The sequence below is a fragment of the Bacillus sp. MT94 genome, from assembly GCF_058792475.1.
Window position 1 is genome coordinate 144748 of the sequence record NZ_JBXAEZ010000004.1, and the last position, 24719, is coordinate 169466.

A 24719-nucleotide genomic window follows, 5' to 3' on the forward strand; every position below is an offset into this window, starting at 1 on the left:
GAGGAGAGGAAAAATGAATCAACGTGTAGAAGCTGTTGATGCAATTCGTGGTTTCGCTTTGTTTGGCATTTTACTAGTCAATATGACATTAATTCAATTTGGGTTCTTCACCAGTGAAAAACCAACTTATCTATTTGGCGATCTTGATAAAGGCGCTAATTGGTTTATTCAATTTTTCGGCACACATAACTTTATATCCCTATTTTCTTTTCTATTTGGGCTTAGCATTATTTTGTTACAAAAAAGTATTATCGCAAAAGGAAAAAAATTCTTCCCCACATACATAAGACGTATTATCATTCTTTTACTACTCGGCTACATTCATGGCACTTTTGTTTGGGAGGGAGATATTTTATTTGCATACGGAATAATCGGGATTTTTTTAATGATATTCATCAATCGAAAACCGAAAACTTTGCTTATTTGGGCGATTATTCTACTCGCACTTACTACACTTATGTCTTATCAAACTGATCCATCTACAAATATAAATGATTTCGCACCTTATACTGAAAAAGAACATAAAGTCCATCAAACTGGAAGCTATATGGATCACGTCAACTTTAGATTGACTGAAAATCCTTTTGATTACATGGGAATTGACGGTGCATTCGGATTATTTTTTATATCAGTTTTCGCAATAATTTTTATGTCTCCACTGTTCCTACTCGGAATGTATGTAGGGAAAAAAGGCTGGCTATTTGAGGTCAGTAAACATATACCTGCTGTCAAAAAAATATGGTTTGCCACCGGTCTCTTCTCTTTTACAATTAAAATCTTAGCTATGTTCATAAAACACCCGGTTTTAATTATGTTACAAGATGGCCTTACACCAGTAACTATGACCTTCTTTTACGGAAGCACAATCATTTTATTATTCCATTACAAAAAAGCAACCCGTCTACTAACATACATGGCGAACATGGGGAAAATGTCCGTTAGTAATTACTTAGCGCAATCTATTATCGCAACAACCATTTTTTACGCATATGGATTTGGCTTATACGGGAAAATCGGCTATTTCTTCGGTATTCTTTTAACCATCGGAATTTATACGATTCAATTATTCGTTAGCACCTATTGGCTCCAGAAATACCGAATGGGGCCAGTGGAATATGTCTGGAGACTGGGAACTTATTTAGAGAAACCACGTTTTAAAAGAGACTTGGATAAAGCAAGTTAAACAAAAAAAGCAATGAGCCTACGCTCATTGCTTTTCTTAATTTATTAAAGCATAACCCCAACGATAATCGCTGATAATATACTTACTAACGTTGCACCGTATACAAGTTTTAAACCGAATGATGATACAACGTTTGCTTGTTTGCCATCGATACTCTTCGTTGCACCTGCGATAATTCCGATAGATGAGAAGTTCGCAAATGATACAAGGAAGATAGATAAAATACCTACTGTACGAGCTGATAAATCGCCAGCTACTTTTCCAAGGTCAAGCATTGCAACGAATTCGTTCGTTACTAATTTTGTTGCCATAATTTGTCCTGCTTGTAACATCTCTGATGTTGGAATACCCATCACGAATGCTAATGGTGAGAAGATATATCCTAAAATGCTTTGGAATGTGATTCCGAAAATTGAATCGAATACACCATTAATTGCTGTAATTAATGCCACGAAACCGATTAACATCGCCGCTACTGTTACAGCGATTGAGAAACCAAGCATAATATATTCGCCTAACATTTCAAAGAATGTTTGTTTCTTGTCTTCTTGTAATTCTAAAATATCGTCTTCTTCTTTTACTTCATATGGATTAATAATATGAACAATAATGAATCCACTAAATAAGTTTAATACAAGTGCTGTTACTACATATTTTGGATCAATCATTTTCATATAAGAACCGACAATTGACATCGATACTGTAGACATTGAAGATGCACAAAGTGTGTATAAACGATTTTTCGGTAATTTGCTTAGTTGATCTTTTACTGTAATGAATACTTCCCCTTGACCAACGATTGCAGCTGCTACCGCATTATATGATTCTAGTTTTCCTAAACCGTTAACTTTACTTAATAGGAAACCGACTGCACGAATGATAATCGGTAAAACTTTAATATGTTGCAGAATCCCGATTAATACTGCTAAGAAAATAATCGGTAATAATACTGTTAAGAAGAATGGTGCTTGTCCATCGTTTGCTAGACCACCAAATACGAAATTAACCCCAGCTTCCGCAAATTTTAAAATAGAACCAAATCCATCTGCGATCCCTTTTACTAATACAAATCCGACCTTTGTATTTAGTAAGAAATACGCAAGTACCAATTGAATAACAAGCATAAGTGCAATTGGTTTATATTTAATCTTCTTACGATCTGAACTGATAAGGAAACCTAGTACAAACACTACAAGTAAACCGACTAGAAACATTACTATTTTCATATGTGAATCCCCCACTTCTCCCACGAATTATTGGTCGTATAACGTATAACGAATGACGTCTGACCATTGTTGTTAAAAAAATTTAAAACCCCTAAAACTATTCAACTGTCATCTAAAATCAGTAAGCGTTTACATAAATTGCAATTTATAAAAGGTAGCTTCTTCTCTCCTACCATACTTGAAAGTCTGAAATTGATACCACCTACAAATCAAATTGTAAGCGTTATCTAGGTGAAATGCAATATAAATTTTAAAAGATTTTTATATGTTAATATATTCCTAATTAATTGGTTTTTTCATGCAAATTTACCATAAAAAAATAGCCCTAGCTATGAGCTAGAGCCATCCTTTTTTTACCCCGCTTTAACGGGCAGTAAGACCCCCATCTCAACATTCAGCGAAAACAAAGAAGTTAGATGGGTGATTAACTGCCCATAAAAGCCCGATTGGTTCAACTAATAATCAGCGGGGGATAAAGCTCCCCCCACTAATTAAAGTTTCACTTTATAACATAACACCAACGATAATCGCTGATAGAATACTTACTAACGTCGCACCGTACACAAGGCGTAAACCGAATGATGATACAACATTTGATTGATTTTCATCGATACCTTTCGTTGCACCTGCGATAATTCCGATAGATGAGAAGTTCGCAAATGATACAAGGAATACAGAAAGAATACCAACCGTACGAGCCGATAAATCACCAGCTACTTTTCCAAGGTCAAGCATCGCAACAAACTCGTTTGATACTAATTTTGTTGCCATAATTTGTCCCGCTGTTACCATTTCTGCTTGCGGGATGCCCATTACGAATGCTAATGGTGAGAAAATATATCCTAAAATAGCTTGGAATGTAATACCGAACATTGTATCAAACAAGCTATTGATTGCTGTAATTAATGCTACGAAACCGAGTAACATAGCTGCTACTGTAATCGCAATCGTGAAACCAAGCATAATGTACTCGCTCAGCATTTCAAAGAATGATTGTTTTTTCTTATTTTCTAATTTCAGTGTATCTTCTTCTTCTGTAATATCGTACGGGTTAATAATATGAATGATAATGAAACCACTAAATAAATTTAATACAAGTGCTGTTACTACATATTTCGGTTCGATCATTTTCATATAAGAACCAACGATTGACATCGACACTGTCGACATAGAAGATGCACATAATGTATATAAACGATGTTTTGGGATTTTACTTAATTGATCTTTTACTGTAATAAATACTTCTGCTTGTCCAACAATGGCAGCTGCTACTGCGTTATATGATTCTAGTTTTCCTAGACCATTTACTTTACTTAACAACGTACCAATAGCACGAATAAATATCGGTAAAATTTTAAAGTGTTGCAGAATTCCGATTAAAACCGCAAAGAATACGATTGGTAATAACGCTGTTAAGAAGAATGAAACCTCTCCTTTATTAACAAGACCACCAAATACGAAAACGATTCCAGCTTCCGCATATCCAAGAAGTGCGCCAAATCCATCTGAAATTCCTTTTACTAAAATATAACCAACTTGCGTATTTAATAAGAAATAAGATAATGCTAGCTGAATAATAAGCATAATTGCGATTGGTTTATACTTAATCTTCTTTCGATCGGCACTTATAAGAAAACCGAGTACAAATACAACGAGTAATCCTACAAGGAACATAACAAACTTCATTAATAAAATCCTCCATTTAACTCTTCATTAACGTTGAACGTCTGACCATTCAAAACAAGAAATAATCCGAACTTTCCATTTCTCCTCCAAAGTCTTCAATCGGATAGGAAAGATCATAAAACCTCTTATTTCAAAGGCATTTTCCATTCTAACATAAATCACAACTCATATCCGCACTTTTCTTAAAAAAATACATTTTATTATGAAACATTCATGAATGTTCGTCTTTTTCATTATAAAGCGAAACTTTAATGAGCAGGAGTTTCACTTCACACAAATAGCTGAACCAACAAAAAATGAGCATCAAGTTTCACTTGATGCTCACCTCATTATACTGCTTTTTCTTTATCAGCTACCGCTGGCTTATCCCAACACTCTGTATTGTCCAAACCTGGAATAGACTCCGCATAAAAGACTGGATCTTTCCCTTGTTTCTTTTGCTTAATATAATCTGATAACGCTGCGAAAGCGTACTTTGAAAGGAATACAATTGCTACTAAGTTAATAACAGCCATAATACCCATGAATAAATCTGCTAAATCCCAAACGATTTGAATTGTCGCTACAGATCCTAGCATAACCATACCAAGTACAGCAATACGGTATGCATTTAATAGCACTTTACTTCCATTTAAGAATTCAATATTTGTTTCACCATAGTAGTAGTTACCTACTAATGAACTGAATGCAAACAAGAAGATTGCAACTGCTACAAATATAGAAGCCCATGGACCGATATGTTGACTTAACGCCTGCTGCGTTAATTGAATTCCATTTAAATCAGCTGCATTATGCACGTCTGATAAAAGAATGATAAATGCTGTACAACTACAAATTAATAATGTATCTGTAAATACCCCTAAAGTTTGAATGAAACCTTGTTTAACTGGGTGCGTTACGTTTGCAGTCGCTGCTGCGTTTGGCGCACTACCCATACCTGCTTCATTTGAGAATAATCCACGTTTTACCCCTAATAAAATCGCAGCTCCTAATCCTCCGCCTACTACTTCTTTAATTCCGAAAGCATGTAAGAAAATTTCTTTAAATACATATGGAATTGCCGTAATGTTTGTTACAACAACGAATAAAGCCACTGCTACATAAATAATTGCCATTACTGGAACAATCATTTCAACCGCGCGAGCAATTCGTTTTACTCCGCCGAAAATAATAACTGCAAGTAAACCAGCCATAACAAGACCTACTAATCTGCTATCTGTTTTAAATGCACCATCAAAGGCAGCTGCTACAGTATTAGACTGTACAGCGTTAAAAATCAATCCGAAACTTACTGTTATTAGAACAGAGAACACAACACCTAACCAGCGTTTCTTTAAACCCTTTTCCATATAATACGCTGGGCCCCCACGGAATGCATTCCCATCTTTTACTTTATAAATTTGCGCTAATGTGCTCTCTACAAATGCAGAAGCACCCCCAATTACCGCAATTAACCACATCCAAAATACTGCTCCTGGACCACCTGCTGAGATCGCAATAGCTACACCAGCTAAGTTACCAGTACCTACACGAGAAGCTGTACTCATACAAAACGCTTGGAATGATGATACGCCGCTCTTCTCTTTTTGCGCTTTCCTCGTTTTCGAGCTTGCTCCATCCCCAAGCAAACGAATCATTTCACCGAAGTAACGAACTTGGACAAATTTCACACGAAATGAAAAATAGAGCCCTAACCCAATTAACATCGCAATAATGACATATGACCAAAGGATATTATTTACATCCCCAATTACCCTAGCTAAAAAATCCATATTTGTATTGCCCCCTCTTCCTAACAATAAGAAAATTATATTCTAAAAACTTTAAGTAATCAAGAACTTCATGTAAGGTTTTATGACATGAGTATGTTAATTATCTTAACATACGTGTTTTTTTTCATAAAAATATAGCTATTACATGCATTTATCCAATACTCAATCACTTATCCTCTTCGACCAGTCATACTTTTAAAGCAGTACGTTCCCCATAATAACGAGAGAAACAAACAAAAAAAGTTATATTAATAATTACCCCTCACCCTTTTCATTATTTACTACAACAAAAAAGGTGAGCATCGAATTTGCCTCGATGCTCACCTTTTCAATTACACTGCTTTTTCTTTATCTGTTACCGCTGACTTATCCCAACACTCTGTATTCGTTAAACCAGGAATAGAATCTGCACTGAAGACTGGATCTTTCCCTTGTTTCTTTTGCCTTACATAGTCTGCTAATGCTGCATACGCAAATCGGCCAAGAAGTGTAATTGCAATTAAGTTCGTGATTACCATTAGACCCATAAATAAGTCTGCCATATTCCATACAACTTGAAGCGTCGCAACAGAACCGAATAATACCATTCCAACTACCGCAATACGGTAAATTGTTAACCACGTTTTGCTTTGCTTAATAAATTCAATATTTGTTTCACCATAATAGTAGTTTCCTAGAAGTGAACTAAATGCAAATAAGAAAATAATAATCGCTAAGAAACTGCTCGCCCATGGGCCAATTTGTGAACTTAATGCATTTTGTGTTAATTCAATACCTTCTAAATTTGTTGCTTTATATGCACCAGAACATAGTACGATAAACGCTGTTGATGTACATACTAAGAATGTATCTACTAATACTCCAATTGTTTGAATAAAACCTTGTTTCGCTGGATGCGTTACATCAGCTGTTGCTGCCGCGTTCGGCGCACTACCCATACCTGCTTCGTTCGCAAATAATCCGCGCTGAATACCATATTTCATCGCAGCACCGATACCGCCACCTACAGCTGAATCTAAACCGAATGCACCTTTAAAGATTTCCGTAAACACATCTGGTATTAAATAGAAGTTTTTAATGACAACAAAAATAGCTACTGCAATATAAATAAGCGCCATTGGCGGAACAATCATTTCCGACATACGTGCAATACTTTTTACACCACCAAAAATAATAACCCCAACTAATGCAGCTAATACAATACCAACAATATAACGCTCTAAGCCAAATGCATTTTCAAACGCTAATGTTACTGTATTTGCTTGTACTGAGTTGAAAATTAAACCGTAACTAATTGTAATCAGAATAGAGAACCAAATCCCCATCCAACGTTTATTTAAACCTTTTTCCATATAATAAGCAGGACCACCGCGGAAGCCACTGCCATCTTTTATTTTATAAATTTGCGCAAGCGTACTTTCTACGAAACTTGAAGACGCACCGATAATCGCAATAACCCACATCCAAAATACAGCTCCAGGTCCTCCCATAGAAATAGCTAACGCTACACCAGCTAAGTTCCCGATACCAATACGAGCTGCAGAACTCATACAAAATGCTTGGAACGATGATACGCTGCCCTTTTTACGTGTCTTGCCAGTTAGTCCATCACTCATTAAACGAATCATTTCCCCTAAATGAGTAAGTTGTACGAATTTTAATTTAATAGAAAAATAAAGCCCTAAACCAATTAACATTGCAATAAGAATATATGACCAAAGAATTGTATTCGTTGATGAAATAAATTGCTCTAAAATATTCATACAATTAACCCCCTCCTTTTCTCCATAAAACGAATTATATTTAAAAAACATTCAAAAATCAACATTTTTCGACAATTTGCAATTTCCAAATATTAGCCAGGTTCACAGTAACAATATCTTTATGACTGACTACCCTCCCTCTAACTGTGCATACTAAAACAAAAAATAAATTCACAAACAACCCTATTGACAAAAATACCAACCTGTAACTATAATGATTACAACAGGTTGTAACAAACCTAATTACAACAAATTCATTTACTTTCAGATATACACTTTAACAAAACACTTTGGAGGGATTTATTATGAAAATCGGAATTATCGGAGCAACTGGTAAAGCAGGAAGTCGTATTTTAAAAGAAGCATTGGATCGCGGACATGAAGTAACTGCAATCGTAAGAAACGCTGCAAAAATTACTGAAGACAATGTAAAAGTTTTAGAGAAAGATGTATTCTCTCTTACATCTAACGACTTGCAGGCATTTGACGTAGTTGTAAATGCATTCGGTGCTCCAGCAGGCGAAGAACACCTTCACGTAGATGCAGGAAACGTACTTATTGAAGCTGTGAAAGGTGCACCAAACACAAAATTACTTGTAGTTGGCGGAGCAGGAAGCTTATTTGTAGACGAAGAAAAAACAACACGTGTATTTGATACACCAGGTTTCCCGGGCGAATACCTTGCAACAGCTCAAAACCAAGGTAAAAACTTAGAAATCTTGCAACAAACAAATGATATCACTTGGACATTCATCAGCCCTTCTGCACTATTCGCATTAGGAAAACGCACTGGTTCTTACAAAGCTGGCAAAGACAATCTTCTTGTTAACTCAAAAGGTGATAGCTACGTAAGTTACGAAGACTTCGCAGTTGCAGCACTTGATGAAATCGAAAACCCAAAACACGTAAACGAACGCTTCACAGTAGTTTCTGAAGCTGAATAATAAAAAAAGCTCGTAAAACATTATGTTTTACGAGCTTTTTCTTATTATTGCACTTGCTCTAATCCATTTTGATTAATCTTAAAGGATATTTCTTGCCCCTTCATCGCATCCTCTTTTTTAACTAACTCATTCTTTTTGTACCAATTCAAACGACTCGGTTCCGCATGATATACTTTCAACACATCTCCATACTCAAATGCCGTTCCATTTAATTGCCCAGCAAAATTCTTTGAAGTCTCTTGTCCTTCTGCCGTTACATGCTTTTTCTCATTTCCATTTTGATCATAAATCGCAAGGCCTATATACTGCTCATTTACAAAGCGATAATGAATCTCCTCATTTGTAAATGTTGCATGTAATTTCTTTTCAGCGTGGTTTAACGTAACAATTGAACGTGTTACATTCGAAACACCTTGATATACTATGCTATCTCCATATGTAACTTCCACAGATACTTCTGTCACTTTCTTATTCCCAAAGCTATCTTTCGTTTCTACTTTTGCTTTTTGTTCACCAATTTTTGTTGTATCCAGTTTTTCTACAAAACCAATTACTTCTCCATCTTTTACTTGAACAAAGTTTTTTGCATCTAATTTATCAGCGTTTGTTCCGATTACTACTTTTTGCGGTACAGTTGTTACTTCTTGCTTAGCTTCCATTCTTTCAAAGCCGTTTTCAGTAATTTTGAAGACTAGTTCCTTTATCTCTTTATTCTTTCCTTCTCCCGCATATACACCTTTTTTGTACCAGTGTAAGCGTGAAGATTCAGCATGATACACTTTCACCACATCTCCATATTCAAACGCTAGTCCGTTTATTTCCTTAGCAAAAGCTTCTGTACTCTCCAGCCCTTTTATCTCTATATTTTTCTTCTCTTTTCCCTCTCTGTTGTACAGAGTGAATGCAAAATACTTCTCATCTCCAAAATAATCATGAATCAAATTACTCGTATCCGTCGCACTCATTTTTTTCGCATCATGATGTAACGTTACAATTGATTTCATATCGTCACCACCATAGCTTAACCCATATACAAGTAAGCTATCTCCATATGTTACTTCCAGGAGAACTTCCGTCACTTGCTTATTTCCAAAGCTATCTTTCGTTTCCACTTTTACTTTTTGTTCACCGATTTTTGTCGTAATTGGTTTTTCTACAAATCCAATTACTTCTCCACCTTTTACTTGAACAAAATCTTTTGCATTTAATTTTTCAACTTCTGTCCCAATTACTACTTTTTGCGGTACTACCGTTACTTCTTGTTGAGCTTCCATTCTCTCGAAACCTTGCTCTGTCACTTTAAAGATCACTTCATGAACACCATACTGTGTATCCACTAGTTCATTCTTTTTATATACTTTAAATCTATCAAACTCTTTTTGATATACTTTTACTATATCTCCATATTCAAACGTCATTTCGTTGAATTGTTCCGCAAATCCTTTTGTATTTTCAGATGCTTTTACTGATAGAGTTTTCTTCTCTTTTCCATCTTTATCGTATACAGTCATCGCCATATACTTCTCATCTGCAAATGAAGTATGCATTGGACCTTCTGAATCTGTTGTACTGAATTTCTTTTCTTCATGATTTAACGTGACAACCGATTTAATATTTGTTCCTCCATAACTTGTACCGAAGAACATAATACTATCACCGTAAATCACTTCTAATGGAACTTCTGTCACCTTTTTATTACCAAAGCGATCTTTCGTTTCCACTTTTACTTTTTGTTCACCGATTTTTGTCGTAATTGGTTTTTCTACAAATCCAATTACTTCTCCATCTTTCACTTGAACAAAATCTTTTGCTTCTAATTTTTTAACGTCAGTTCCAATAACTACTTTTTGTGGTACTGCTGTTACTTCTTGCAACATATCCATTTTCTCGAAACCTTTTTCTGTCACTTTGAAGAATAGTTCTTTTGTTCCTTTTTTCTTACCTTGACCAGTAAGAGTATTATTTTGATACCATTTCAAACGATCTGGTTCTGCATGGAATACTTTCACTACATCTCCATACTCAAACTGCGTACCATTCACTTGTTCTGCAAAGTTTTTTGAAGTTTCTTGTCCTTCTGCTGTTACACGTTTTTTCTCTTTTCCTTCTCCATCATATAACGTGATTCCCATGTATAGCTCTTTATTAAAATACTTATGAATCTGGCTATTCATATCAGTCACATGGAATTTCTTCTCATCATGCTTTAACGTTACCACTGAAGCAATATCATTGTTATATCCTGCATATGCAATGCTATCTCCATAAACCACTTCTAATGGTACTTCTGTTACTTGGTTATTTCCAAAACGATCTTTCGTTTCTACTTTGGCTGTTTGTTTTCCGATTTTCGTTGTAGTTGGCTTTTCTACAAAGCCAATTACCTCTCCGTCTTTCACTTCAACAAAGTTTTTCGCTTCTAGCTTTTCTACTTCTGTTCCGACTACTACTGTTTGTGGCTTTGCTGTTACTTCTTGCAATGTTTTTAATCTCTCAAATCCATTTTCAGTAATTTTGAAGAATAATTCTTTTATTTCTTTATTTTTTCCTTCTCCCACATATAAACCCTTTTGATACCAATGTAAGCGTGAAGATTCTGCATGATATACTTTCACCACATCTCCATATTCAAATGCTAATCCATTTACTTCCTTGGCAAAAGCTTCTGTATTCTCCAACCCTTTTACCGCTATATTTTTCTTCTTTTTTCCCTCTTTATCGTACAGTGTAAATTCAAAATACTTCTCATCTTGAAAATAATCGTGAATTAAATTTTTTGTATCTGTTGCACTAAATTTTTTTGTACCATGGTGTAGAGTTACGGTTGACTTCAAGTCTCCCTCCCCGGTATATTTCAATCCATATACAAGTAGGCTATCCCCATATCCAACATTCACTACAACTGGAATGAAATTCTTATTTCCTTTTCCATCTACAATTTCTACTTTTACAGTTTTTTCTCCAACTTCAGGCTTATCTTGCATAATCACACCTGTTGTCTTTACACCTTCTCCTAAATTCTGTACAAGTTCCTTTGCTTTTTTCTCATCATGTGTAGTACCGATTACTACATTTTGTATTTTTTCATTATTTGGCTCGCCATATGGAACTTCATATAACTCAGTTTGTTTTTCACGAATTGGATTGCTATCTGTAGATAACCATATTTCTTTTTCTAATTTTGGTAAATTTAATTTTTCAATCTTTTCTCTCGTAGCATCATTTGCAAATAATCCCCATTTATCAAAGAAAGGAATTAAATTTTGTCCTGCCACTTTTGACGTCATATAAATAAACATCTGCTTTTTCTCTTCATCAGATTTAGGCAGTTCTGTGTCATGTAACAAACGATACATTTGATGTAAATTCGGATAGAATTGTTCCCCATAAGCTAAATGTAACTGCCAAAACATAACTAATTTCTCAAATACATCCATCTTTTCTTGTGCATCTGGTTTACCTAAATAAGCAAATGCAGCTTCATAGCGCCCCTCTTGCTCTAACCTTGTTTTATGCCCGAATGTAGTTTGAACTGCCAAAGAATAAATATTAACGGTTACTTCTCCAAGTCCATCCCATAACCAAGTATTCTGTTGATGTTGATGTCCCACTTCATGCCAAGGCCCCCATCCATCATTAGTTAACTCTTCTAGATTTAGTACTGGCCCTAAATTCCCTTTACTATAAGCTGTTCGATAATAAGTCGCATACATATAATTGTCCGTATACCAGTCTTCAACAAAATGAATGGAGTGTTTACCTTGATTCGCAACACCCACACCACCTTTTGATAAACCTGATATCTTATGTTCTATATTAATTATTTCATCGTGTTTCTTTAATAACGCAGCTGGATCTTCTTGTTTTAAATGCTCCGCTACAGTCTCAGGATGCATAGTTAATAAACTATTTTCTCCCTTCATTTCTATTGCATATGGATCAGGATTCTCTGCCAACATACGTTTCCAATCTTTTGTCGTATGCTTTCCTAAAATAAATAAAGGATTTGTTGTACCACCTTTTTTCACTTTAGCGACTACTTCTCCTGTGTTGTGATAATTATAAAAGTATAATAGTCCCCCATTTGAAGAAGAAATTTTATTCTCACCAGGATTTAAATTGAATTGTTTAGGTTCTTCTTTTTCATAAGAATATGTACCAATATAAGCTTTAATCTGTTGAGTCCCTTCTACTTGAATAACTACTTCTTCACCCGGCTTTACATAAATGCCCGTTGGTTCATAAGGAGAAAAACTCATTCGACGCTGATGCAACTCACGCATCTCTTCTACATTACCTTTTGGCAGCAATTGATACACTCGCTCTTCTTGCTCTTTCTCCTTATCTTCCATCGTCATCTCTGCATACACCTTAGGTACTTCAAGTCCATATGGCGTTAATAACGTAACTAAACAAGCACCAGCTACTAATACCCTACTCGTCTTTTTCTTCGACATAATCTGTGTCCCCTGTTCCTTTATTTAAAGAAACTACCCTATATATTCGTTTAATAAGAAATCCTATTATTTTTATAAAAACATGTAATGAATAGGCTAACACTTCGCGCACCTATATCAATTGCTACCGCATTTCTTCCTATGTATTCGCTTTCTTATATTATAAAATTTTGATGTACTGTATCCTCCTCACTTCTTTCCTCGTGTGATGAGTTCTCTTTCTACATAAAAAGGGTATAGTAAATGATATATTTTAGTCTTGTCATCTATACATCTAAAAATAAAAACAACAATATCATCTTACATTTTCTTCATATATGACCATCTATAGGTAGTTTTTCCAAATGAATTGTACACGCTTTACACTTTGTTTGATAGACTTTTCAATTAGAATAATGTTACAATTTTGTGAATTTAATCTATTAATCGTTACGTTTAGATTTTATTATATCTTGTTATTTCTAAATAGTTTTCCTATCATTAAAACAGCGTTTTATATAGTAAATAATTATTTTGATATAGCTTTAAAACTCATATATAAAAAGCATTGGTTAACACCAATGCTTTCATCCTTACCTTTTATATTGATTCGGTTTATGCGGTTCATTTGGAGTATATGGCTTATTTGGTTTATTTGGAGCCTCAGCCTTTTTCCAACTTACCGCTAACTCTGGACTTGTTTTTTCTTCACTACGCTCAAGTAATACTACTGCATTTTGAATAGTCGGTGTACCTTTATGCGCAATTCCTTGTAGTTTCGTTAAATTTCCTGATACTTTAAAGCTAAATCCACCAGCTGGTGTTTGTTTCGGAATTAAAATGCGGAACTTTTCTCCTACATTAAATTCTGTTTTTGTTTCGCCTTTTTCATTTGCAAATTTCACGCCCGCTGGTGCACCTGTTGCTTGCACTTTATACGTTCCGCTTTTTGCATTTGTTTCTACTGTATATAAACCTGTTTCAAAGAAATCATTTTTTAATACTGCTTCTTGTTCTTCTGTAGGAGTTACACTCATCGTAATTTCTTGTAACTCTTCACTAGCGTTTGCTTTTGCAACGATGTCTTTCGTTACTTTCTCTACATTTTTATTGCGGAAATCTAAATCATTAACATCAATTTGTTTTAACGCATTCCATACTGCAAGCTGCGTTGCGTAATGCGCCTCTCTCCAATCAGATACTCCTAATTCTTGTGGGCTCTTTTGTGGATATCCATTCAACAGTACACGGTACACATTAATATCCACTTTACCCATTTCTGGTAAATCTTGACCACTCGGAGATTTTAAATCTACATTTAAGCAAAATGCAATTTTTCCATCTGCCGTTTTAATAAGTTCTGTTCGAATTGGTTTCTTCTTTGACTTACTATAACTCCAATTCATTTCATACTTTGTATGATCCATAACTTCTGCGAATGCTTTTTGAAGTGGGAATAATACAAATAAGACACTTAAAAACATAGCTAAAAGTTTGAACGATTGCTTTATATTCATGTTTACAGCCCCTTAATAACAAACTTAATACTAAGTAGTATTTAATTAGAAAATATTTTTATGCAAAAAAAAGAGCGCATAAAAGCACTCTTTTTTCTTTCTTACTTTAATCTTAGAAATCGAAGTTATCAGGATCTGGACCAACGCGGTGATTTTGGTTTAACGCATCGATTTTTTCCATGTCTTCTTTTGTTAATTCAAAGTTAAATACATCAGCATTTGCAATAATGCGGTGTTCTTTCGTTGATTTTGGAATTGTAATTACTCCGTTTTGAAGATCCCAACGTAAAATCACTTGTGCTGTTGTTTTACCGTGTTTCTCAGCAATTTCTTGTAATGTTTCATTATCTAATAATTGACCTTGCATAAGTGGTGACCATGCTTCCATTTGAATACCTTGTTCTTTACAGAAAGCTTGTAATTCTTTTTGTGTTAAACGAGGGTGATATTCTACTTGGTTAATCATTGGCTTAATTTCTGCATCTTTCATTACATCTTGTAAGTGATGAATTTGGAAGTTACTTACGCCAATTGCACGTACGCGATCTTCTTTATAAAGTGTTTCTAGCGCTCTCCACGTATGTTTATATTTTCCTTCTACAGGCCAGTGAACAAGGTATAGGTCTAAATAATCTAATTCTAATTTCTTTAAGCTCTCTTCGTATGCAGCAATTGTTTCTTCATATCCTTGATCTGCGTTCCATACTTTTGAAGTGATAAATAATTCTTCTCTTGAAATACCAGTCGCTTCAATACCTGCACGGATTCCTTCACCTACAGCTTTTTCATTTCCGTAAATTGCAGCTGTATCGATGCTACGGTATCCTGCTTTAATCGCTGATTTTACAGCTTCTACAAGTTCTGGTCCTTCTTCTACTTTAAATACACCTAAACCGAACCAAGGCATTTCTACACCATTATTTAATACTGTTTTACTTTGTAAGTTTTTCATTTTATTTTCGCTCCTTTTATTTTACTTGATCTCTTTTTTCTAATGTCATGCTCCATGCTGTTAAAATCACAGCACCTACTACCATAAGACCGCCTACCCAAGCAGTATGGATTAATCCTAACGAATTCGTTACGAGGCCACCTATATAAGAACCTAAAGCGATTCCTCCGTTAAATGCGGCAATATTAATTGCTGAAGCAACATCAACCGCACTTGGAACAAAGCGCTCTGCCAATATAACTACATATACTTGTAGCCCTGGAACATTCATAAATGCGAATAGTCCCATGAAAATAATTGTGATTAATCCAGCTACTTTAAATGGCGCTGTAAATGTTAAAACAAATAATATGATCGCTTGAATAAAGAACATGTAAAATAGCGCTCGAATCGGATTATGATTCGATAATTTCCCGCCAACCATATTCCCTATCGCAATGGCGATTCCATACACTAATAAAATGATAGTAACGGTACTTGCTTCAAATCCTGTTACTTCTTGTAATAGGGGTGATAAATACGTAAATGTTACGAATGTACCACCGTATCCAAGTGCAGTAATAATGAAAACAAGTAATAGTCTTCCATTTTTAATTAATTTAAATTGATCACGAAACGATACAGGTACACCATTTTTTAAATTAGATGGGACGAGTATACTGTTTGCGATGAAAGCAATAATTCCAATTACGACAATCGCCATAAATGACGCTCTCCAGCCAAACTCTTGACCGATAAATGTTCCAATTGGCACACCAGTAATAGTCGCAACTGTTAATCCAGTAAACATAATCGCAATTGCGCTAGCACGTTTATTCTCTGGTACGATTGCAGCTGCAATTGTAGATCCAATTGACATAAACACACCATGTGCAAACGCAGATACAATTCTTGCGATAATTAATACAGTGAAGCTTGTTGCTACCGCCGCAATGCCATTACCAATAATGAAAATAACCATAATCCACATTAATAATGTCTTTCGCGACATACTAGCCGTTAACGCTGTTAAAACAGGAGCTCCTACCGCTGCTCCTAACGCATATAAGGAAACCGTTAAACCGGCTGTTGTAACCGAAACATTTAAATCTTTTGAAATAGATGGTAGTAAACCGACACTAATAAACTCGGTCGTACCAATCCCAAACGCACTAATTGCTAGCGCTAATAAAGCAAACATACTTCTTCGATTCGTCTGAGCTTCCGAAGATGGTACTGTATATGAACTCAATTGAATTCCTCCTTATTACAAGAAATCCAATCATAATAGTATGATAAAAAGGCCCTTTTATCTTCTAAAAAATATATTTCATACTTACAAATGCTATTATGAATGGTTTCATTCCTTTTTTGAAGAACGCACTTTAAAGTACGATAGGCACTAAAAAGTAACATAGTCACTTTTTGGTACCGTACTACTCATTTGCCTCTTACATGTGCTATTATGAAACATATTTAACATAATAAAAAGTACGTACTTTAAAGTGCTATAGGTACTAAAAAGTAACATTTGTATTATTAAACTTACTTTACTCAAAAAGGGAGGGGTTCATATGAAGAAATACAATATTCCTGTAGAGGCGACTTTAGAAGTTATCGGCGGCAAATGGAAAGTTGTTATTCTTTGTCACTTAACGAAAGGTACAAAGAGAACGAGTGAATTAAAACGCTCAATGCCTGGTATTACACAAAAAATGTTAACGCAGCAATTACGTGAATTAGAAGACGACGGGGTCATTCAAAGAAAAGTATACAACCAAGTCCCACCGAAAGTAGAATATTCTCTTACCGACTACGGTTGGTCTTTAGAATCCATTCTTGACTCTCTTTGTTCTTGGGGCGAATGCCATCTTGAAAAAGAAGGTAACACATCGATGCTAATTGCAGAAGGTGAATAATAGGAAAAAGGAAAAAACGAACATGAATTTGTTCGTTTTTTCCTTTTTTTCTATATATATATGTACATTTCTAACTGAAACAAAATATTTTATACGCTTTCATACCTTGTCAGCACTACGTTATACACTCAATATCAAATAATTAGGAATCATTTTTATGTTAACATAGGTGTATATAGTATATAATATAGGATATATATTATATACACTTTCCGGTAACGGAGCTTTTCCATTATGCGGACAAGCCATATATCGGACAGTTCATAAATAATAAGTAAGACGTTATGGTTTTAGATTTATGTTTGCAGCTTACTTGCTGTCATAAATTTAAAGGCATTTTATTGTGTTTTGTGAAACTTTGCATAAAGTTTCGTAAACGTTTACTATCTTACTTATAAAAAATAAGAGTATTGCTATCGTAAAGGAGAATTGGAGATGCCAGAAACTATGACTCAAACAAAGCCAGAACAAGAAACTGTACAAATTTCTGCTAGCCAAGGACAACTTGATGTACTTGATCAGTTGTTAAAACCTGAGGTACAAGAATCATTAACAACACTAGTAGAACAGCTTCCAAAATTAACTGAGCTTGTTAACATTTTAACTAAGTCTTATGACTTCGCTCAAACTGTTGCTACTGATGAAGTATTAAAAAGCGACACTGTTGGTGCAATTACAGAGCTTGTAGAACCTGTAAAAGATACAGTGAAAAGCATGGCTGCAACTGCAATCGAAGCGAAAGATCGTGCTGACGAAAGCAACGAAGTTATCGGCCTATTCGGTCTGTTAAAATTACTAAAAGATCCACAAGCACAAAAAATGTTCCGCTTTGTGAACGCATATCTTCAAATTAGTGCAGAACGTAACAATAAATAATTTAACTTATAACAACAATTAGTAAAGACGGGGGATATCATACTATGTCAAAACAAATTGTCATCTTAGGCGCTGGTTATGGCGGTCTTCTTGCCGCTTTAAACGTACGTAAATATTACAGCAAATCAGAAGCACAAGTTACAGTGATTAACCAATACCCAACACACCAAATCATCACTGAATTACACCGCCTAGCAGCTGGTAACGTGTCTGAGCAAGCAATTGCAATGCCACTTACAAAGCTTTTCAAAGGTAAAGATATCGATCTTAAAATTGCAACAGTTGAGTCATTCTCAGTTGATAGCAAAGAAATCAAACTAGCTGGTGGCACTACTTTATCTTACGATGCACTTGTAGTTGCTTTAGGAAGTAAAACTGCTTACTTCGGTATTCCAGGACTAGAAGAAAACAGCATGGTATTAAAATCTGCTGCTGATGCAAACAAAATCTACAAACACGTTGAAGACCGTATTCGTGAATACGCGAAAACGAAAAACGAAGCTGATGCTACAATCGTAATCGGTGGTGGCGGATTAACTGGCGTTGAGCTAGTTGGTGAGCTTGCTGACATTATGCCTAAACTTGCAAAAAGCCACGGCGTAAATCCAAAAGAAGTTAAACTTCTTCTTGTTGAAGCAGGTCCAAAAATCCTTCCAGTATTACCAGACCACTTAATCGAACGTGCAACTACTAGCCTAGAAGCACGCGGCGTTACATTCTTAACTGGTCTTCCTGTAACAAACGTTGCTGGCAATGAAATCGACTTAAAAGACGGTCAAAAACTTGTTGCTAACACATTCGTTTGGACAGGCGGCGTACAAGGTAACCCATTAATCGGTGAATCAGGTCTTGAAGTTAACCGTGGACGTGCAACAGTTGATGCATACCTACAATCTACTTCTCACAAAGACGTATTCGTTGCTGGAGACAGCGCAGTTGTCTTCGCTCCAGACGGACGTCCATACCCACCAACTGCACAAATCGCTTGGCAAATGGGTGAGTTAATTGGATACAACTTATACGCAGCACTAGAAGGCAAAGCATTCGAAGAGTTCGCACCTGTAAACTCTGGAACACTTGCTAGTCTAGGACGTAAAGATGCGGTTGCTACAATTGGAGCAAGCAATACTCCACTTAAAGGCTTACCAGCATCATTAATGAAAGAAGCAAGTAACGTTCGTTACTTATCACACATTAAAGGTCTATTCAGCTTAGCTTACTAATCTGAATATAAGCCCGAATCATGCCCAGCATGGTTCGGGCTATTTTTATCCGTAATTTTCTCTAACTTATTTATTCGGCAGAAGAATAATATAACCCTTTTAATTATCTAAATTTACTGATTATTTTATGTCCAAATTGTGTATACGAAAAGATGGAAGTATTCTTCCTACTCCCATCCTTTCACACAAACTATTCGCCTAACTTCACAAGGCTGTAGTTCTTCTTCCCTTTACGAATAATAATAAATCTTCCATCAAATGAATTTTCTACAGTAACATCCGTACCCACATCTGTTACTTTCTCACCATTCATAGAAATCGCACCATTATTAATGTCTTCGCGTGCTTGGCGTCTAGATGGTTCAATTCCTAAATCGACTAGCCACTCTACGATGTTTTTCGTCTCTTTTGAAGACTGGAACGTTGGCATTTCTTTAAAGCCTTGTTCAATTTCATCAGCTGTTAACGATTTAATATCCCCGCTAAATAACGCTGCTGTAATCTTCTCAGCTTGTAATAATGCCTCTTCTCCATGAACGAATTTCGTCATTTCTTCCGCTAACACTTTTTGCGCTTCACGTTTATGAGGTTCCGCTTCTACCTTCGCTGCTAATTCATCAATACGCTCTTTCGTTAAGAACGTAAAGTATTTCAAGTATTTAATTACGTCACGGTCATCTGTATTTACCCAGAACTGGTAAAATTCAAACGGTGTCGTTTTTTCGGGATCAAGCCAAACCGCACCACCTGCTGATTTACCAAACTTCGTACCGTCCGATTTTAATAATAACGGAATCGTTAATCCGAATACTTTCGCCTCATGACCTTCTAACTTACGAATTAAATCTAAACCACTCGTAATATTTCCCCATTGGTCACTACCACCAATTTGAAGTTGAACATCCTCTTTCGTGTATAAATGATGGAAATCCATTGCTTGCAAAATTTGGTATGTGAATTCTGTGAAAGAAATACCTGTATCTAAACGGCTTGCTACAATATCCTTCGCTAACATGCTATTGATGCTAAAGTTTTTCCCGTAATCACGTAAAAACTCAATAATATTTATTTCATGTGTCCAATCATAGTTATTTACCATCTTCACTTCGCTATTTCCGCCAAAATCAAATAGCTTTTTCATTTGCGCTGTTAACGCATCTACATTATGCTGAACCACTTCTAACGTTTGAAGTTGACGCTCCGATTGTCGTCCACTCGGATCACCAATTGTTCCTGTTGCCCCGCCAATTAAAATAACAGGATGATGGCCAGCTAATTGGAATCTCTTCATCATCATAAACGGAATCAAATGTCCGATATGCATACTATCACCAGTCGGATCAACTCCGCAGTATAGTGAAATCTTTTTCTCTTCTACTAGCTTACGTAAGCCTTCTTCGTCAGTCTGCTGATTAACGGCGCCACGCCATTCTAATTCATCAATAATATTCATTTTTTGTCATCCCCTTTATTTTTTAAAAACAAAAAAGCCCCTATGTCTACGATAGACATAGGGACGATTATTCACCGTGTTACCACCCAGTTTGCATAAATAGCATAGCTACTCATACCACTCTTAGCAATAATATCGATTGCTAGTCCGCTTAGCATTACCTAAGATACTCCAGAGTGTAATTCACAAGTTTGTTTGTGCTAGGTTCCAGCAACCCCTAGCTCTCTCGTTAACAGTGACAAACTGCTACTGGGCTCTTTCAACGTATGTTATTTGTTAAATTATTAGCATTATATTGAATTGAAAACAAATTGTCAACAATACCCAAATATTATTTTAAAATAATTCATATCTTCATACGTATTTCGTTATTCCTTATCTTCTCCAATAATCCTTACTTCTCGCTCTAACTTCACGCCAAATTTCTCTTCAACTGTCTTTTGTACGAAGTGAATTAAATCGATGTAATCTTGTGCTGTTCCGTTATCAACATTCACCATAAATCCAGCATGTTTTAAAGAAACTTCTACTCCACCAATTCGCTTACCTTGTAGTCCTGAGTCTTGAATCAACTTACCAGCAAAGTTATTTGGTGGACGCTTAAATACGCTACCACAAGAAGGGTATTCTAGAGGCTGTTTTGACTCACGCTTAAACGTTAAATCATCCATTTTTGCTTTAATTTCTTCACGTACACCTTCTTCAAGTTCAAATCTCGCTTCAAGAATAATGTAATGGTTGTTCGCAAATACACTCTTACGATATCCAAATTCAAATGCTTCTTTCGTCAAAGTACGTAGCTCTCCATCACCTGTCATTACGACAGCTTCTGTTAATACAAACGATACTTCACCGCCATATGCACCAGCATTCATATATAATGCTCCGCCAACTGAACCTGGAATACCACAAGCAAACTCAAGACCCGTTAAGTTATGGTCTAAAGCAATACGTGATACATCAATAATTGCTGCGCCACACTGTGCTACAATCGTCGTTCCTGTTACAGTAACACCTGTAATATGAATTAAACTTACTGTAATCCCGCGAATTCCACCATCTTTAATAATGACATTCGATCCATTTCCTAAAAACGTAACTGGAATATTATATTCGTTCGCATATTTGATAACTTCTTGAATTTCATCATAATTTGTAGGCGCAACGAAAACATCTGCTTTTCCGCCAACTTTAATATGCGTATGATTCTTTAACATTTCATCTTGTTTAACATGTCCTTCAGGCAATACCGTACTTAAATATTTATAAACCTCTTGCATATTCATTTTACGATTCCTCTATTTCTATATTCATTTTATCCCGTTATACGGGCCCATAATATCCCCACGTACATGAAAGAACCTAAAGTGGTGGATACAGTGTACCCAAAATCAATTCGAGACACCTATAAACCTCTTAATTTATAAGAGGTGCCACTCATATTAAAATATATATTGCATAATAAAGCAACCCAAATGGACTACTAAACTTGACATGTCATCAGAAAGACAACAATTTGTAAAATATGTGACTTTTTCAAAACACTATCCCTCAGTATCTTACTATACCATACAAAAAGAAAGTGGTATTTTTTTGTACTTTTTACTTTATTTACATCAATGAAAAAAGAGCACATTCCACAGAATGTGCTCTTTCTATACTCATTAAATTATTTTTCGTTCTCTTCTTTTTCCTTATCAAACCATAATAGCTCATCGTCATCCACTTCACCATTATAATTGATTAAAATTTCTTCTCCCGCTTTTATATCCTTATACGCGAAGAAGTTAAAAGTATGATTCTCGAAGACAATTTCATACGTTGCATTCGGATTATATGCATGATTAAATAACATGCCGTATCCTAACAGGAATGCCGTATGATTTACCCCATACTCAAATGCGTAGTCAGCAAGTAACGTTTTTTCAATGTGTTCATGCTGTTCATTCGGATAAGAGATAACTGGTGCTGAGTGAATCAACTCACCCTTTTTAATATCACGAGTTGCAAATACACCTCTATTAAATTCTCCATCACTAAGTTCAGAAGTCTTAACTTCAATCATATTCGTCACCTATATAATTCTTTCTTTGAAGTATTTTATCCCGCTATTTGCGAGGTTCAACTAATAATCAGTAGGTATTAGTCTCACTTTATCTCCTTAAGCTTGGCAGAAAACGCGCAGAAAAGCAATTAAATTACTATCAAGTATTTATTTAAATGAAAAAAGAGCACACATGGTGTGCCCTTTTCAAGAAATATTACTTTTCTAGAATATCTTCTAGTAACTTCACTTGCTCGCTAACAGTATGTAACGTCTTAACCGATATATCATTTCGATGTTTTTCTTCTTCCACACTCGCTAGCACTTCTTCTGTAGCTGTAGAAGTTTGCTGAATTACGTTAGAAGCATGCGTAACATCCTTTACAATATTCGTCGTTTTAACTTGGAAACTTTCTTGATGAACAACAACCTCTCGCATTACTTTATTAATCGCATCAATAAACTTCCCTAAATCAGTTACGTTTGTTAAAACGCTTGCTAACATTTCGTTACACTCTTCTTGTACTCTTTCTGACTTCTCTACCTGCACTTCTACCTTACTTGCTTGATTACTAAACTCCTTCAAAATCCCTTGAATTCTTCCCGCAGAACGATTTGATTCTTCAGCAAGCTTTAACACTTCACTCGCTACAATAGCAAAACCTTTTCCATGCTCGCCTGCCCTGGCAGCTTCAATATTTGCATTTAAAGCTAGCAAACTCGTCTGACTTGAAATATTCGTTATTACATCTACAATTTCATTAATTTGTTTCGATTGCATCATTAAATCTCTAAATATAATTCCAGACTGTGAAACAACATCATTTAAACTTCTCATGTTAGCTTCAAAATTTCTTAAAGTATGTACGCTACCCTTTGAAATTTCTAAACTTTTATCCACACGAGCCGATGCAGTTCTTACTTGAGATATAATTTGTTCAATATTTCCCTCCATATCATTCAATACTTCTACCGAACGATACATCATTTCTGATTGTGATTGCGTACCAACTGCTACCTCTTCAAAGGCAAAATTAATTTCACTCATCGATTCCATCGACGTGTTCATATTTTGTCTTAAATGATTGAAATTACTATCTAGTTTCACAACTGTTTCTTCAATAAGTCTTTGCGTCTCTTCTAACTCCTGAGCTTTTCTCATTACTTCTTGCTTCTCATCACTTAAACGAAGGAGCAGATTAGAACCGATTTTCGTGACGCCCCACATAGCGATTGTTACAATCGCTAACAAACTTGCGAAATTAGCAGCTTCAGATGAGGCTGTATAAGCAAAAAATTGCTCCGGCCAATAGCTACAAAGGATAAATGTGATTACAACAGCTACCCCGCCAAGAATTAAAATGAGGCGCTCACTTAAGTAAATAAGTGAAACAGCTAATGTAAAATAGACCATTTGAAATACAGCCGGGCTTTCATTAAAAGCTTGTACCATAATGTAAGACATTGTAAGCAACATAAATGTCATGATATATTTATACGCTGATTCCATACTTTTTATAAAAGTAAAAAGCGTTCCAAATACAACGACAGAAATACCACAGATCCAAAACGCCATTGCTCTCTCTGTAAAAATATATCCATAATACCCAATCGCGATTATCCCAAGGAAGAAACTACAAATCGTTATAAACAGTAATAAATGATTTTTCTGTGATTCTTTCTCAAGGTTAGAAAAACAAGTCCTCTTTAACCACTCCATATGAAGCCCCACCTTCTACTTATACA

General features: G+C 35.5%; 17 protein-coding genes and 1 other annotated feature. Of the genes, 5 read left to right on the top strand and 12 right to left on the bottom strand.

The annotated features are described in order from the left end of the window. The first annotated feature begins 13 nt into the window (after window positions 1–13). Window positions 14–1183, top strand: a complete 1170-nt coding sequence (locus tag AC1Q51_RS15990; RefSeq protein ID WP_071731072.1) for a DUF418 domain-containing protein — start codon at window positions 14–16, stop codon at window positions 1181–1183. 44 nt (window positions 1184–1227) lie between these two features. Here the strand turns inward: AC1Q51_RS15990 and AC1Q51_RS15995 are convergent, their stop codons facing one another. From AC1Q51_RS15995 to AC1Q51_RS16010, 4 genes are all read right to left on the bottom strand, one after another. Then, a complete protein-coding gene (locus AC1Q51_RS15995; protein WP_000706853.1) occupies window positions 1228–2409 on the bottom strand; it encodes a NupC/NupG family nucleoside CNT transporter in 1182 nt (393 codons plus the stop codon). A gap of 504 nt (window positions 2410–2913) precedes the next feature. Beyond that, complete coding sequence (locus tag AC1Q51_RS16000) at window positions 2914–4095, bottom strand: NupC/NupG family nucleoside CNT transporter (RefSeq protein WP_000673841.1); 1182 nt, start codon at window positions 4093–4095, stop codon at window positions 2914–2916. Between the two features lie 329 nt (window positions 4096–4424). Next, window positions 4425–5867, bottom strand: a complete 1443-nt coding sequence (locus AC1Q51_RS16005; RefSeq protein ID WP_097821525.1) for an alanine/glycine:cation symporter family protein — start codon at window positions 5865–5867, stop codon at window positions 4425–4427. A gap of 332 nt (window positions 5868–6199) precedes the next feature. Beyond that, window positions 6200–7630, bottom strand: a complete 1431-nt coding sequence (locus tag AC1Q51_RS16010; protein WP_016123726.1) for an alanine/glycine:cation symporter family protein — start codon at window positions 7628–7630, stop codon at window positions 6200–6202. 305 nt (window positions 7631–7935) lie between these two features. Here AC1Q51_RS16010 and AC1Q51_RS16015 point away from each other — a divergent pair, with 305 nt between their 5' ends. After that, complete coding sequence (locus tag AC1Q51_RS16015) at window positions 7936–8574, top strand: NAD(P)-dependent oxidoreductase (RefSeq protein ID WP_090978085.1); 639 nt, start codon at window positions 7936–7938, stop codon at window positions 8572–8574. A gap of 44 nt (window positions 8575–8618) precedes the next feature. On the opposite strand, the gene AC1Q51_RS16020 is transcribed toward AC1Q51_RS16015, so the two are convergent. The 4 genes from AC1Q51_RS16020 to AC1Q51_RS16035 form a co-directional block, all read right to left on the bottom strand. Then, entirely contained in the window at window positions 8619–13031 is a 4413-nt protein-coding gene (locus tag AC1Q51_RS16020) for a putative mucin/carbohydrate-binding domain-containing protein (protein WP_492331595.1), read from the bottom strand. 572 nt (window positions 13032–13603) lie between these two features. After that, window positions 13604–14527 carry a thioester domain-containing protein gene (locus AC1Q51_RS16025; RefSeq protein WP_001022533.1) on the bottom strand — a complete coding sequence of 308 codons (924 nt, stop codon included), beginning with the start codon at window positions 14525–14527 and terminating at the stop codon, window positions 13604–13606. A 112-nt stretch (window positions 14528–14639) separates the two neighbouring features. Continuing rightward, entirely contained in the window at window positions 14640–15479 is an 840-nt protein-coding gene (locus AC1Q51_RS16030) for an aldo/keto reductase (protein ID WP_090978091.1), read from the bottom strand. 16 nt (window positions 15480–15495) lie between these two features. Then, complete coding sequence (locus AC1Q51_RS16035; RefSeq protein WP_168410432.1) at window positions 15496–16659, bottom strand: MFS transporter; 1164 nt, start codon at window positions 16657–16659, stop codon at window positions 15496–15498. 373 nt (window positions 16660–17032) lie between these two features. Here AC1Q51_RS16035 and AC1Q51_RS16040 point away from each other — a divergent pair, with 373 nt between their 5' ends. From AC1Q51_RS16040 to AC1Q51_RS16050, 3 genes are all read left to right on the top strand, one after another. Continuing rightward, the gene (locus tag AC1Q51_RS16040; RefSeq protein ID WP_000760481.1) at window positions 17033–17377 is read left to right on the top strand and encodes a winged helix-turn-helix transcriptional regulator; all 345 of its coding nucleotides are present in this window, start codon (window positions 17033–17035) and stop codon (window positions 17375–17377) included. A gap of 435 nt (window positions 17378–17812) precedes the next feature. Then, a complete protein-coding gene (locus AC1Q51_RS16045; protein ID WP_001115309.1) occupies window positions 17813–18253 on the top strand; it encodes a DUF1641 domain-containing protein in 441 nt (146 codons plus the stop codon). A gap of 44 nt (window positions 18254–18297) precedes the next feature. After that, complete coding sequence (locus AC1Q51_RS16050) at window positions 18298–19476, top strand: NAD(P)/FAD-dependent oxidoreductase (RefSeq protein ID WP_000043198.1); 1179 nt, start codon at window positions 18298–18300, stop codon at window positions 19474–19476. Window positions 19477–19666: 190 nt separating this feature from the next. Here the strand turns inward: AC1Q51_RS16050 and tyrS are convergent, their stop codons facing one another. The 4 genes from tyrS to AC1Q51_RS16070 all read right to left on the bottom strand — a co-directional run bounded on the left by tyrS (window position 19667) and on the right by AC1Q51_RS16070 (window position 24693). After that, window positions 19667–20929 carry a tyrosine--tRNA ligase gene (tyrS, locus tag AC1Q51_RS16055; RefSeq protein ID WP_016513209.1) on the bottom strand — a complete coding sequence of 421 codons (1263 nt, stop codon included), beginning with the start codon at window positions 20927–20929 and terminating at the stop codon, window positions 19667–19669. Between the two features lie 56 nt (window positions 20930–20985). Next, window positions 20986–21201: a binding site (T-box leader), on the bottom strand. 96 nt (window positions 21202–21297) lie between these two features. After that, window positions 21298–22215, bottom strand: coding sequence for a UDP-N-acetylmuramate dehydrogenase (murB, locus tag AC1Q51_RS16060; protein ID WP_001057106.1), 918 nt, complete (start codon window positions 22213–22215; stop codon window positions 21298–21300). Window positions 22216–22598: 383 nt separating this feature from the next. Then, window positions 22599–22994 (bottom strand): SET domain-containing protein, encoded by a 396-nt coding sequence (locus AC1Q51_RS16065; RefSeq protein WP_000573651.1) that lies wholly within the window; start codon window positions 22992–22994, stop codon window positions 22599–22601. 196 nt (window positions 22995–23190) lie between these two features. Next, the gene (locus tag AC1Q51_RS16070) at window positions 23191–24693 is read right to left on the bottom strand and encodes a DUF4077 domain-containing protein (protein WP_000455093.1); all 1503 of its coding nucleotides are present in this window, start codon (window positions 24691–24693) and stop codon (window positions 23191–23193) included. Window positions 24694–24719: the final 26 nt, after the last annotated feature.